This is a genomic window from Pelagihabitans pacificus (genome assembly GCF_009371985.2).
GTDB lineage: Bacteria > Bacteroidota > Bacteroidia > Flavobacteriales > Flavobacteriaceae > Pelagihabitans > Pelagihabitans pacificus.
Window position 1 is genome coordinate 256,426 of the sequence record NZ_VIKU02000004.1, and the last position, 13,424, is coordinate 269,849.

Consider the following 13,424-nt stretch of genomic DNA (forward strand, 5'->3'; position numbering starts at 1 on the left):
GGGTTTTTGTAAAGGCACGATAAATATAGAAATTAAAACTGCCCCAATGAGCCTTGGGGCAGTTTAACAAAAAACCTTCCTTTTTCATAGCGGGGAAACTTCATCAAGGAATAAAGAAGATTTTTGCGGTACAACTAAAATCGGGGAACACTAGCCGGCTTTCACCCATAAGCAGGTCTAATCCTTTTCAAAGGTCAATAGGTCGGTGCCACCATTTCCCCCGCTCACATGCTTGAGCTCGATTTTGGAGGCAGAGTAGGATACAATATTCCAATCCTCTGAAAGTTCGTTGAAATCCTCAGGTGCTGCAAAAAATATGTTGAAATCTATTTCCCCAGTAGAGTTTCCACTGTTAAAGTTGCCCAAGGTACAACCGTTATTGAAACGTAATCGGTCTTCTCCGTTTATTCTCATATCAACTTTGGATTCTCCATTGTATAATTCAATTTCATGCAATGTCCAAGTATCCTGAAAATCCGCCAAATCGGCAACGGTCAGTACAACTTGAATGTTGTTGCCACTTCCGGTGGCTTCCCAACTCCCAGTATAGTTATTGGAGCCAGTACTTACCGTAACGGTGCCATCGGCGGAAAAGTTAAAACGATAACTACTATAATTATCTTCCAAATCATTATCGTTACGCTCTAATTTATCCACAAACCAGTCGGTACATGCGGTCAAAACGTTAGTAAGTTGCTCAACCGTACAAGCATTGCAATCATCAACATTATCACCACTTGAACTGTCGTCATCGGAGTCATCACTGACATCGTCATCTATTGTTATGGACCAGGTGCCCGTAACGGTGGTGTTGCCATTTTCTGCCACTAGGCTTCCATCTTGGTTAAAGGTAAAACCATAGCCCATAAAATCAGCCGTCTCATTTTTACCGGAATCAACAAAGTTCGTAATACTCCATGCACCGGAGGTAGCGGTAACGGTGATTTCCTCAACGTCTGCTTGTAACTTGGCAAGATTGTCATTATCGTTGTCATCGCTATCCGATGAGCAAGCATTCAGAATCAATGCCGTTACTAAAATTCCTAGGTTTACAATGTTCTTTTTCATAGTGTTCTATTTTTAATTATTATTTGGGTTACTGTTTTGTAAAAACCAACATGTCAATATCTCCATTACCACCACTTACGTCACTAAGTCTTATCACTGTTTCAGTTGCCAAGATGACGTCCCAGTCATCGTTAAATTCATTCAAGGGTATTGTGTTACCAAAGTCCAATGTTAGTTGGTTATCGCCATTTTGTGCTGCCCAGGTGCCATTTGTGGTACCGCCATTTGAGGCGATAACGGTACCATTGGAATTAAAATCAAAGGTAAAGCCGGCATAATCGGTGGTCTGATCAGTTCCATTATCTCGATAAGAAGATACTGTCCAGATACCGTCAATGATAACTGTACTTAAATCGGAACTGGTATTGCCATTGTCTATTGGGTTTCTCCTAAAGGTCAAGAAATCAATGTCATCCGTCCCTCCACTAATGTCCTTTAATCTTATAATATTGTCGTTGGCTTCAAGAACGTCCCAATCTTCCAGTAGTTGATCAAATGGAGGGTTTGTTCCAAAGTTCAGGTTCAGTTCCACATTAGTTTCGTTACCCATGTTGGTAGTCCAGCTTCCATTGGTAGTTGTACCAGTTTCACTGGCGGTGGCGGACCCATCCAAGGCAAAGTTGAAAACCAACCCATCAAAAAGTGCAGTCTCGTCACCATCATCAAAATAATTGGTCACATACCAGTCACCTGTGGTCAAGACCTGTACCAGAGCACTGTCGTCAACATCGTTGTTTGAAACACAGTCACTTTTAAACCTAAGGCGGTCATCTCCCATTCTTAGGTCGACCTTACTTTCATTTTGGTCCTGTTCTATTTCGTTGAGGTTCCATGTGGCATTAAAGTCCGGAAGGCTAGGTATGTTGATTGTAACCGAAATGTTGTTTCCAGAACCATTGGTTTCCCAAGTACCTGCAAATGAATTTGTGTTGAAAAGAGCAGTTAAGGTACCATCGTTTTCAAAACTGATCAGATAATCTGTGTAATTGTCTTCCAGGTCTTGGTCATTTCGCTCCAACTTATCCACTCTCCAATCGGGACAATCCACCAATACGTCCGTGAGTTGGCTTGTGGTACAATCATCGCAATCGTCGTCGTCAAAATCATTGTCATCATCTTCATCACAACTGTCTTTGGCATTCTCTATGATACTTTCCAGCTCGACTAAACCAAATACTTCTTTCTCGGTACGATCGTTCAATATTACGATGATGGGGAAATCAATGCTAACAATGTCCTCTGGGTCCAGATCCAGGATAAAATTATATAGCATTTGATCGTTCTGTATGGAAATGGTGCTTGTTAGCTCACTATTAGGATTAAAGAGAGAAGCCCCAAAAGGATATTTAATATCTACACATTCTATATCATCATCTTCCTGATTCTCCGGACCGCAAGCTTGTGCAAGAGCGTCCAGCTCATTCTGGTCTGATACGGTCAACTCTGTAAAATCATTTAGTGTAACAGCAATTGGAAAAGTAATTTCCAAAGTGTCATTGTCATCGTCCATCAGTTCAAAGATATCCTCGATGGTATCAAAATCATTAGGGGTTTCCACAACGACCACCGTACCATTTACCGTAACGGTAACCGGCAAGACCAGCGTAAGACAATTTGCACCATCAATTATATTGTCATCGGACCCATCCTTTAAAGAAATCCTCTGTAGAAGGTTGGCAACGTTTGAATCTGGAGGTAAAGCCTGTTCCGGAGGGGTTCCTATAAACTCAAACTCTTCCTTCTTACAGGAGAGGTTGATGAGACTTAATACTAGTAATAAAAGACCAATAAGCTGAACACCATTTTTCATTGATAAACTATTTTATCATTTTGTGACTACCTATAGAACAACCAAACGATAAAAACTCCTGAAAATTTTTGTTTTTTTTTAAAAATCTAGTTTCCTTACTTTTAACGAATAATTAAAAAGTTTCTTGAAAAAAGATTTGCATAAGGATATTTGTGAGGAAAAGGTGTTCGCTGGCATCTATAACAAATACGCCAAAAGTCTTCATGATTTTCTTTATTACAAATACGGGGAAAACTTGAACCCCGGTGACAAAGCACAAGATGCTTTTGCAAAATTATGGGAAAGCTGTAAGAAGGTAACACCTGAAAAAGCCAAATCGTTTTTATACACTGTAGCCAATAATTTGATGTTGAACGAAACAAAACATCAAAAAGTAGTTTTAAAATACAAAAGCGAGGCACCCAAAGGTTATACAAACGAAAATCCGGAGTTTATTTTTGAAAAGGAGCAATATTATAAAAGATATCAGGCAGTACTCGCCAGACTATCCGAGGAACAGCGGACCGCATTTATGCTGAACAAGGTTGAAGGAAAAAAACATGAGGAAATAGCGCAAATTTTAGGGGTAACCAGAAAAGTCGTGGAGTACCGTATTTATTCAGCTTTTGACCAATTGAAAAAGGAATTGGAAAATTTTAAGATAAAATAATCGGGAGAATTAATAGTTCGGTTGTTATATATACAAAGAGCCGTATTGATGGATAAGGACAACTTAATACAAAAATGGCTGTCGGATGAATTGACAGTTGAAGAAAGAAAAGCATTTGAAGCCATGGAGGATGCTGCATTCTATGAAGATATCGTAAAGAACGCGGGTATGTTCAAGGCGTCCAATTTTTCTACTGTAGCGGATTTTGAGACCTTTAAGAATAGGGCAGTTAAACCGGATACACCAGTAAGAAAACTTCATTGGTTAAAGCCAGCACTTAGGATTGCAAGCATTCTTGTAGTTTCCTTTGGGCTGTATTACTTTTTAACCTTAAATAAATCCATTGAAATACAAACACTGGCAGCCGAAAAAACAACCATAGAATTACCCGATGCTTCAACGGTGGAACTAAATGCCCTTTCCCAAATCAGTTACAATAAAAAGGAATGGGACAAGAAAAGGGAAATTCAACTAGAAGGTGAAGCCTTTTTTGATGTTGCGAAGGGAGCTAAGTTTGATGTGGTTACCTCCCAAGGTACGGTAAGCGTTTTAGGAACGGAGTTTAATGTAAAGCAACGGGGCACTTATTTTGAAGTTGCCTGTTTTGAGGGTACGGTACGTGTTGTTGCAGGAAAGGATGTTAAAATCCTAAAAGTAGGCGATAATTTTACCTCCATTAACGGTGAAGTTGTTTCCGGAAAAAATACTTTTGAATCACCTCAATGGACCAAAAACATCAGTTATTTCCAGCGCATTCCTGTATCAGAGGTTATTGCGGAATTGGAAAGACAGTATAATATAAAAGTAACAGTTGAAAATATTGATGCTGATTTACTTTTCACAGGAGGTTTTGCCCATGGCAATCTTGAGAACGCTCTATTAGCTATAAGTGAGCCCCTTGGGCTTAATTATGAAATACTAAAGCCAAACAAAGTACGTTTTAGTAAACGTGAGAAATAGACTACTGGTCCTACTTTGCGTTACAATATTAGGTTGTTTATATACCGCGGCTCAAGAGGCAGAGCCATCCAAAAACCTTGATAGCGTTCTAATCCAGTTGCAGGAACGTTTTGACGTACAATTTAACTATGCATCAGTACTTGTAGATGGAATATCCATATATCCTCCAGATGCATCACTTAATTTAAAGGAATCCCTCAATTATATAAGCGAAAAAAGCAAGCTCGACTTTGTTTTTGTGTCCGACCGAATTATTTCGATAAAGTTAAAAAAGATACTGCTTTGCGGTTATCTAAAGGACAAGGACAGTGGTGAGGCTTTGCCTTACGTAACTGTCCAGAATGGCTCGAATGGAGTAATTTCCAATGAGGAAGGTTTTTTTGAACTCGAGATAAAAACTATTGAGGATATTGTTCAAATACGCCATATTGGCCATAAACCTATTCGTAGGGAAGCCAGATTTTTTAATGCAGGAGAATGTGGAACAATATATCTGGTGCCCAATCAGGAAAAATTGGCGGAGGTTACGCTTTATGATTATTTAATACGCGGAATTGACAAACTTGATAATGCTGCCTTTCAAATAGACTTTAATAAGTTTAGCATACTTCCAGGTCTAATAGAGGAGGATGTTCTACAATCCGTTCAGGCATTTCCAGGGATTCAAAGTGTTGATGAAACCGTTTCCAATATTAACATAAGAGGAGGTAGTAACGATCAAAATCTTATCTCTTGGGATGGAATAAAAATGTATCAGTCCGGACATTTTTTCGGATTGATATCCATGTACAATCCAAATATTACCCAAAAGGTAGAGCTACGTAAAAATGGTACGAGTGCTTCTGATACAGACGGTGTTTCGGGTACCATAGCCATGCAGACCGAAACCTATTTAAATCCTAAATTGAAGGGTAATATTGGAGTAAATCTTTTGGATGCCAATGGTTTTGTGGATACTCCTTTAGGCAAAAACATGTCCCTGCAAATAGCTGCGCGTAAGTCCATAAGCGGTTTTGTGGAAACACCGACCTATTCGGAGTATTTTAATCGTATTGCCCAGGATACCGAAATAGAAAGAAATAATGGCACGGTCACTAATTCGGACTTGTCATTTGACTTTTACGATGCTTCCTTTAGATGGTTGTACCATGCCACGGACAAAGACCGTTTTAGAACCAACTTCATATATACTACGAACAGTCTAAATTTTAATGAAAATGCAGATGTATCGGGAACCACGGAAATCCGTGAAAGTAACCTTACTCAAAGTAGTATAGCCGGTGCATTTAACTATCAAAGGGAATGGACGGAAAACTTTTCAACAGAAGCGAACTTCTACGAAACCTACTATAAGTTAAATGCCGTTAATGCGAATATTTTGGAAGATCAACGATTTTTACAAACCAACGAGGTTTCGGAAACAGGAATTAAGCTAACAGCCAAGAACAGGATAGCGCAGCAGATTCATTTGAACAGTGGGTATAATTTCATAGAGACAAAAGTGACAAATCTAGATGATGTGGACGATCCGAGATTTGTAAGGTTGGAAGGAGAAGTGTTACGGGCACACGCAGTTTTTGGAGAAATGGGTTTTTCCTCGGAAAATTCAAAGACCCAACTTAATCTGGGGGTTCGCTATACGTATTTGGAAAAATTTAAAAAGCAGCTATTGGAACCCAGATTTGTTCTCAATCACAGCTTTGGCCAAGGATTTAACGTAGAAGTGCTTGGAGAATTTAAACATCAAAATACTTCTCAGATCATCAATTTCCAAAATGATTTTTTAGGTGTGGAAAAGCGAAGATGGCAGTTGTCCAATGACGAGTCCATACCGGTTATTACAAGCAAGCAAGCATCCTTGGGTCTAAGCTATAATAAAACAGGCTGGTTGATGGATCTGGTTTCATTTTATAAAAAAATAGACGGGATCACTACACAGAGTCAAGGATTTCAGGATAGTTACGAATTTGTAAGAACAGCCGGGGCTTATGATGCTACAGGCATTGATGTCTTACTTAGAAAACAGCTAAATAAAAGTAACGCCTGGCTTAGCTATGCTTACCTTAAGAGCAACTACTTTTTTAATGAACTGCCGGAAACAGGTTTCCCAAGTAATTTTGATATTACCCATATAATTACCTTAGGTGCCAATTACACTTTAAATGATTTCCTTTTTGCGGCCGGATTAAATTGGCGTACTGGAAAACCTTTCACACAACCTATTGCCGACAATGAAGTAACTGATGGAAATATTAATTTTGGCAATGCCAATGAAGCGAGGCAGGATGATTACTTGAGGGTGGACATTTCGGCAAAATATGAATTTAAATTTGGACGTAAAACAAAGGCACAGATAGGAATGGCCGTTTGGAATGTACTGAACCGAGATAATACAATCAATACTTTTTTTAGAACAAATTCTTTGAACCAATTACAGATAATTGAACAAAGTTCTCTTGGTATAACGCCCAATGCCACTTTCAGACTTTTCTTTTTATAAACACGAATTACCGGATTTATAAAGTAAGTTTCTTTTCTATCCATAAACTAAAATGTGGTCATAAAAAAACTGTGCCCTGGGGAAACAGGCACAGTTTTTCATCTTATATTAAAATAAAAGTAGGTTCTTTAAAAGGGGGTTGGGTTTTAAGCTATATTAGTACAAATAGTACCCCGAATTGCAGAACGGTAAAGGCGATAAGTCCTTTTAAAAAAATACTCTGACATTCAAATATTCTATCTATTTCTTCTTTTTCTTCTCTTTTTAATACAAAGGTTGATACGAGCTTTTTCATTATGTAATTTTTTGGTCTGTTTGTATATAAAACAATCCAAAGGCAAAAACTCCTGAAAAAAAATTGATTTTTTTCGAAAAAATCTGTAATCCAAGTAAAACGGGCCATTACACTAGGTAATACAAACAAGAAAATTCTGAATAATATTGGCATTTTTCGCTGAATTGACGCATATTTTAGTATGGTTCTAATGAATCTTGTTTAAAATAGGACGATACCTTTAGTCAAATTAGAATACGTTTTTTGATTTTTACCGGAACGGTTAGCTTGATTAAAATTCATTGGGTATAACGCCCAATGCCGTACTGAGGATTTATTTTTAATATTCAAGGCAAATTAGACTGTAGGGCCGGAAAAGTGGTAGGAAATAACTGTTTAAGAAGTCCGGCCAACGAACGTTTGACAAGACTTCTACATTTTCTTTTATATGATTCATTAAATGGCCGCTATATGGTTTGGGGTACTATTTATTGCCATACGAACAGGAATGCCCGCTCTACTTGCGGGACGCCCAGAATGTTTGGTGATGATATTTACCGTTGTATTACCCGTTCGGTAGAAGTCCCTGTGGTATTAGTTCGGTTACAGCCATATCTCGGAAAGTGGCACGAACTGGGGCAATAAGATATTTTAATAATTAGGTGGATTTACAAATCCTTCGGTATGTTTGGATACCAATTTTGCGAAATGTAGTAGATCGGGTTCACTCCAATAGGGCCCAAGCACTTGAACCCCGACAGGCAATCCTTCCTTACCAAGACCCAATGGGATACTTATGGCCGGGTGACCACTTGCATTGAAACAAGCGTTGTACGGATATACATAATCAATGTATTTCATGGTTTTTCCCTCATAAGTAATGGGTGTTCCAATTTTACATCGCTTATATGCAGGACCAAAGCCGGGCGGGCATACCAAAAGATCGAATTCTTCGAAATAGGTTTCCCATTCCTTGATAAGCTGCATTCTTAGCCCTATGAGCTGTGAGTAATCCGAAAAGGTATCCTTGAATTTCCAAGGGATAGTTCCCATGCCTTTTAAATATCCGTTCTTTAATCCCTTTACCATTAAAGGTTTCACAAACCATGGAAGATCTTGCATAATGCTCATAAATGACAACCTTTGATGCAGCTCAAGTGTTTGGCGATGAAGATCTGGTTTAGGAATCAATTGCCGGGTATCTCCTCCTTGGTCCTTGATCAACTGTATGAATCTTTCGATTAGGTGTTTGGTCTGTTCGCTGGTTTCATAACCTTTCCAACCATGGACCCAAGCCACTTTATAATCACTTATGCTCCTTTGATCGGGTGTCTTCCAATGGATCGGAGGAATTCTTCGATCGATTTTATCGGCGCCCTTCAGAATGTGCCATGACAACTCCAGATCTTCCGGTGTTCGCGCCATAGGCCCCACCACTGCCATTTCGTTCAGAAAACCTTTGGCTTCTTTGGGTTTGGGAACCAGTCCATGGGTGGGTATCGTGGATTCTGTGGTCTTCAAGCCGTAAACACCACAAAAGTTTGGAGGTATACGAACTGAACCTCCCATATCACCGCCCAATTCAATAGGAACCATCCCTGTAGCCAAAGCGACTGCGGAACCCCCTGAACTTCCACCGGGAGAATAGGCTTCATTGTATGGGTTAACACATGTGGGATAGATGTCCCCATCAACCTGGTAGTCCAACATTTCCTTGGAGATATTGGTTTTCCCCAATAGTATGGCACCCGCTTCCTTTAAGCGGGTAACGACCAAAGCATCTTCCGGGGCTATCCAGTCCTTCAAACGATTACTATTCAATGTTGATTTGAAACCTTTTAACCAAAATTGTTCCTTAATGGTCATGGGCACTCCATGCAGTGGACCTCTAAATTGCCCCTTCTTCGCTTCCTCGTCACAAGTCAGTGCTTCCTTTAATGCTTCTTCTTCCAATAACAGGACGACCGCGTTTAATGAGGGATTGTGCTTTTTGATATGCGCGATGTGTTCTTGTACGACCGCTGTGGAGGTAGCTTTTCCGTTGCGAATAAGCCCGGCGAGTACTATGGCGGATTTAAAGATAAAACGACTCGACATCTTCCGGTATTAAACAAGTATCAAATATCGAAAAGGTGCGGTGGCATTCAAATGATAAATATCATCTGTTTGAACTTTAGGAAGTTGGATCGATGAATCCGTTCACAGGGATAATTTTGTAGAACCAACGTTTTACCGGACATAGTCGTTCTTTTACATTTCATTTTTATTATTGGCCGTTCGTTTATAAATAAGGCGGTAATTTACGTTCTATTTGGTCACTACCTTCCCGGTCAAATAAAACTTCCAAGTACTGCAATTCAGTAGAGAAGAAGGGAAAGTTGCAGAAACAATCGTGTCGGTAGCAGAAGTGGTCTAAGCGCTGGAAATCGGGTTAATTTCAACGCTATTGAAATACCTCCAAAAGGTAAAAAGTAGCCTCGGCAAGAATCGAACTTGCATCTAAAGTTTAGGAAACTTCTATTCTATCCATTGAACTACGAGGCCATTGTACATAATGGAGGGCAAAAATAAAATATTTTGGTAAATTTTTCGGCTTTCCCCAAGATTAAAGCGTTTTTAGGTAATCAAGACTCCGCTTTAGGGCTACTTCGGGCTCTTTTACCAGATCCTGCTCCACAAAAAAGTGTTTGGCGCCGTTTTCCCGGGCGGTCTTTACGATTATTTCCAAATCCAACTCCCCATCGCCTGCCGTGGTCATATGGGGAAAAAGCGACATCCATTGGGAGGCATCGGAGCCGTCCCCTGCAAAGTGGGCTTTGGGTTTCATATCCTTCAAATGCATCAAATGGTAACGGCCTGCATATTTTTTTAAGTAATCTACCGGATTGGCCCGGCCGGCAACCGTCCAAAAAATATCCATTTCCAGGAATACCAGATTAGGGTCTGTTGCTTCGATCATTGTTTCGAAGGGTACCTGGCCATCGACCTCCTGTAGACCATACCCATGGTTGTGGTACGCGAATTTGAGTCCCATTTTTTGGGCATTTTCACCAATGGTGTTAAAGGTGTCGGCCATTTTTTTGTAAGCGTCCAGGGTAGTTCTTCGATCGTCGGGGATGGCGGGAATGGTTACATACTCAAATCCCAACGTTTCCCTGGCTTCGGAAAATGCTTCGATATTGGTTTCCAAGGTATCCAAATCGGTATGTACCGAAGGTATGGTCATCCCGTTTTCGTTCAAAATAGCCTTTACCTCATCTGCAGAGCGGCCAAAAAAACCGCTCCCGCTAAAACCCAACATAGGTGTAATCGCCTGCCAACTGGCCTTGGCACTTTCGGTACTAAAGGAATACGGACCAAAGAGCTCCAGTTCGGTATAGCCCATTTTGGCTAGCAGGGCGATACCTCCTTCAAAATCGGCTTCCAGTAGCTTCGGCAGCGAGAACAGTTGTATGCCAATAGTTTTCATAGGTGCGTTCGTTTTTTTCGTGAATAGTTGGGCCAGCAAGTGATCTGCCCCGAATAGGCCCATGGTACCTGCCAAGCCTGCTTGTTTCAAAAAATCCTTTCTTTTCATTGTTGTGGTTCTTTACTTCTTTGTACAACAAAATCCAATAACAACGGAATGGCCGGGTACACCATATCGTGTCCATACCCGTCCAATTCCATTAGCTCGATGTCGGGATGCCCTACCACTTTCATCATCCGATAGAAATAGGCGTTCTCTTCATAACGCCCCAATAGTTCCAATTCCCGATTTCCGGTAATTAACAAGATGGGAGGGGCATCTTGTCGCACGTGGTACAAAGGGGCATAGCGGTCAATAAGCGGTCGGGTGCCCGCAATGCCCATCTCTTTTCGGACAGTGAAGTGGGTAATGGTATGCCCACTAAAAGGGATGAGCCCGGCAATGTCGTCGGCATCGATATCGTGTTTGGCCAAATAGGTGGTATCCAGTCCTACCATACTGGCGAGGTAGCCACCGGCCGAATGCCCGGTGACAAAGATTTTTTTAGGATTCCCGTTATACTTTTCAATGTTTTGAAAGGTCCATGCGACAGCAGCGGCGGCATCCTCGATATAGCTTGGATGTTGCACCTTGGGGTATAACCGGTAGTTGACCGTAACCACGATGACCCCTTTCTCTCGAAGTCCGTATGGAATGTGCTTTTCCCCGAATTCCAGACCGCCTCCATGAAACCACACGATGGCCGAGGTGTTGAGGGTATCCTTTGGGTAATACACATCGAGTTTACATCGTTCGCTCCGATAAGCATCCCCGCTTTCATCGGCCTGCTCGAGGTACGACAGGTCGTTGATGTGTTCATAAGCCCTTTTCTGGGCGGCTACCATCCAAGAAACAAATAGGCAAACAACAAAACATGTGAGGTTCTTAGTCATCTGAACGAACAGTAAAGGATTTTTTGCGATTCATGCGCCCTAGCGCATCTCTTTCGCTAATTTATACAATTCCGATAGGCCATCCCTTAATTTTTTGTATTTTCCATAGCGTTATCGAGGTGGTGATTTCGAAGGTCATTGCAAGAAACACCACCAACAAACCAGAAATACTAGGCAATTCTTATGGCAAACCACAAGGTCGGGGTCCTTGGCCCCATTCCAAGAGATCATATTACCACCCATCGGGGAGAAGTCATTGAAAAATATGGCTGTGCCACACACACGGCCATTGGTCTTTCAAAATTGTTGAACGACGATGGTACGGTGTACCTTGTTTCCCATCTACGACAGAAAGATGAGCAAGCGGTCAAGGAAATCTTGGGTGTCTATCCAAATATCAATTTGGATCACATTACGTCCGATGCCGATCAAGGGGATGTCATCAGTCTACGATTTGTTGACCAGAACAACCGCCTTGAAAAACAAACGGGCTTTATGAACCCCATACTCCCCGAGGATATTGAAGGGTTACTCGATTGTGAGGTGTTCATCTGCGTCCCGATTACCGATTTCGAAATTCCTTTGGAAACCCTCAAGTATATTCGGGAGAATAGCGAAGCCATCATTATTTTCGACGCCCACGGCCCCACCAATACCTGTACTACATCGGGTGATCGACTTACTCGATTTTGGATCGATCGCGACCAATGGTTGCCTTATATCGATGTGTTGAAAATGAATTTGGAGGAGTCAAAATGTTGCTGGTTCGAGAAAGAATATGAGACTGAAAATCTAGGTCGTTTTGATGAGGAAGATACCTCACACCTCCCTGCTTTGGCGGCCCATGTGCTCGATAGGGGCGTCAAGTCGTTGATTGTGACGCTCGATGCCGGTGGGGGAGTGGTTTTCTATAAAAAGGAAGGGCGGATCCAAGAAGAAATCGTCCCATCGGTGAAGGTCGATCATGTGGTAGATACCACCGGATGCGGTGATTCTTTTGCAGGTGGTCTGGGATACGGCCTCCTGGAAGACCCTACCGACTATATAAAGGCCACCAAATATGCCAATGCCTTAGGGGCGTTACGCACCCAAGGGCGTACGTTCGAAGTTTTTAAATCGAAGCAGGAAACCGACCGAATCATCACCGAGACCTACGGTAGTCTCTGATTCCAGCGGCTTAGTCATATACTTCCACTACCATTTCGACCTCGACGGCCATATTTCCAGGAAGTGAACCCATTCCCACGGCTGCCCGCGCATGCCTGCCCTTTTCGCCAAAGACTTCGACCATCAGATCGGAATAGCCATTGATGACCTTGGAATGATCGGTAAATTCGGGTAGGGCGTTCACCATGCCCTTGACTTTTACGATTCTTTTTACCTTGTTGAGGTTCCCCAACTCTGCTTTTAATACCGCCAATTGATTGATTCCGGCGGTCCGTGCCGCTTCGTACCCTTGTTCCAGGCTTAGGTCGGCACCCAATTTGCCTACGATATTTTCCCCGTCGGCTTTTTTGGGACCCTTTCCTGCTAAAAACAAGAGGTTCCCCGTTCGAACGGCGTGCACATAGTTGGCGACCGGGGTCGAAGGGGTCTGGAGCTCGATTCCCAGGGCTTTCAAGCGTGCCTCCGGATTGTAACTTTCATCGATTTCGACGGTTGTGGGTACTATGTCTTGCATCGCTTCCTTATCTTCCCGTACCGAATTACAGGCAAGGAGACATAGTGTTAGCATGCTTAAAAAGGCTACTGTCTTCATAAC

11 protein-coding genes and 1 tRNA gene are annotated in these 13,424 nt (G+C 41.7%); 4 read left to right on the forward strand and 8 right to left on the reverse strand.

Annotated elements, in window-relative coordinates:
* Positions 1-177 precede the first annotated feature (177 nt).
* Together FK220_RS14275 and FK220_RS14280 are read right to left on the reverse strand one after the other, a co-directional pair.
* Entirely contained in the window at positions 178-1,068 is an 891-nt protein-coding gene (locus FK220_RS14275; protein WP_152575018.1) for a hypothetical protein, read from the reverse strand.
* Between the two features lie 28 nt (positions 1,069-1,096).
* Positions 1,097-2,878 (reverse strand): hypothetical protein, encoded by a 1,782-nt coding sequence (locus tag FK220_RS14280; protein WP_152575019.1) that lies wholly within the window; start codon positions 2,876-2,878, stop codon positions 1,097-1,099.
* Between the two features lie 124 nt (positions 2,879-3,002).
* Here FK220_RS14280 and FK220_RS14285 point away from each other — a divergent pair, with 124 nt between their 5' ends.
* From FK220_RS14285 to FK220_RS14295, 3 genes are read left to right on the forward strand one after another with little or no spacing between them, the layout of a single operon-like run.
* On the forward strand, positions 3,003-3,527 hold the full coding sequence (locus tag FK220_RS14285; RefSeq protein ID WP_152575020.1) for an RNA polymerase sigma factor: 525 nt from the start codon (positions 3,003-3,005) through the stop codon (positions 3,525-3,527).
* 48 nt (positions 3,528-3,575) lie between these two features.
* Positions 3,576-4,487, forward strand: a complete 912-nt coding sequence (locus FK220_RS14290; RefSeq protein WP_152575021.1) for a FecR family protein — start codon at positions 3,576-3,578, stop codon at positions 4,485-4,487.
* Positions 4,477-6,987, forward strand: coding sequence for a TonB-dependent receptor (locus FK220_RS14295; protein WP_152575022.1), 2,511 nt, complete (start codon positions 4,477-4,479; stop codon positions 6,985-6,987). The genes FK220_RS14290 and FK220_RS14295 overlap by 11 nt, the downstream gene beginning before the upstream one ends.
* Before the next feature lie 151 nt (positions 6,988-7,138).
* Here the strand turns inward: FK220_RS14295 and FK220_RS14300 are convergent, their stop codons facing one another.
* From FK220_RS14300 to FK220_RS14320, 5 genes are all read right to left on the reverse strand, one after another.
* Positions 7,139-7,282: a hypothetical protein gene (locus FK220_RS14300; RefSeq protein ID WP_166204927.1), complete on the reverse strand. Its 144-nt coding sequence runs from the start codon at positions 7,280-7,282 to the stop codon at positions 7,139-7,141.
* Between the two features lie 630 nt (positions 7,283-7,912).
* Positions 7,913-9,358: an amidase gene (locus FK220_RS14305; RefSeq protein ID WP_152575023.1), complete on the reverse strand. Its 1,446-nt coding sequence runs from the start codon at positions 9,356-9,358 to the stop codon at positions 7,913-7,915.
* A 375-nt stretch (positions 9,359-9,733) separates the two neighbouring features.
* A tRNA-Arg gene (locus FK220_RS14310) sits at positions 9,734-9,805 on the reverse strand.
* A gap of 61 nt (positions 9,806-9,866) precedes the next feature.
* Positions 9,867-10,838, reverse strand: a complete 972-nt coding sequence (locus FK220_RS14315; protein ID WP_152575024.1) for a sugar phosphate isomerase/epimerase family protein — start codon at positions 10,836-10,838, stop codon at positions 9,867-9,869.
* On the reverse strand, positions 10,835-11,662 hold the full coding sequence (locus FK220_RS14320; protein ID WP_152575025.1) for an alpha/beta hydrolase: 828 nt from the start codon (positions 11,660-11,662) through the stop codon (positions 10,835-10,837). Before FK220_RS14320 ends, FK220_RS14315 begins: the two co-directional genes overlap by 4 nt.
* A gap of 183 nt (positions 11,663-11,845) precedes the next feature.
* Here FK220_RS14320 and FK220_RS14325 point away from each other — a divergent pair, with 183 nt between their 5' ends.
* Positions 11,846-12,829: a carbohydrate kinase family protein gene (locus tag FK220_RS14325; protein WP_152575026.1), complete on the forward strand. Its 984-nt coding sequence runs from the start codon at positions 11,846-11,848 to the stop codon at positions 12,827-12,829.
* A 10-nt stretch (positions 12,830-12,839) separates the two neighbouring features.
* On the opposite strand, the gene FK220_RS14330 is transcribed toward FK220_RS14325, so the two are convergent.
* Positions 12,840-13,421 (reverse strand): RidA family protein, encoded by a 582-nt coding sequence (locus FK220_RS14330; RefSeq protein ID WP_152575027.1) that lies wholly within the window; start codon positions 13,419-13,421, stop codon positions 12,840-12,842.
* Between the last annotated feature and the right edge of the window lie 3 nt (positions 13,422-13,424).

Bases quoted from the DNA above. Each gene is read 5' to 3' on its own strand.
- FK220_RS14325 (WP_152575026.1), top strand. From the start codon at position 11,846: ATGGCAAACCACAAGGTCGGGGTCCTTGGCCCCATTCCAAGAGATCAT.
- FK220_RS14305 (WP_152575023.1), bottom strand. From the start codon at position 9,358: ATGTCGAGTCGTTTTATCTTTAAATCCGCCATAGTACTCGCCGGGCTT.
- FK220_RS14275 (WP_152575018.1), bottom strand. From the start codon at position 1,068: ATGAAAAAGAACATTGTAAACCTAGGAATTTTAGTAACGGCATTGATT.
- FK220_RS14320 (WP_152575025.1), bottom strand. From the start codon at position 11,662: ATGACTAAGAACCTCACATGTTTTGTTGTTTGCCTATTTGTTTCTTGG.
- FK220_RS14280 (WP_152575019.1), bottom strand. From the start codon at position 2,878: ATGAAAAATGGTGTTCAGCTTATTGGTCTTTTATTACTAGTATTAAGT.
- FK220_RS14300 (WP_166204927.1), bottom strand. From the start codon at position 7,282: ATGAAAAAGCTCGTATCAACCTTTGTATTAAAAAGAGAAGAAAAAGAA.
- FK220_RS14315 (WP_152575024.1), bottom strand. From the start codon at position 10,838: ATGAAAAGAAAGGATTTTTTGAAACAAGCAGGCTTGGCAGGTACCATG.
- FK220_RS14330 (WP_152575027.1), bottom strand. From the start codon at position 13,421: ATGAAGACAGTAGCCTTTTTAAGCATGCTAACACTATGTCTCCTTGCC.
- FK220_RS14290 (WP_152575021.1), top strand. From the start codon at position 3,576: ATGGATAAGGACAACTTAATACAAAAATGGCTGTCGGATGAATTGACA.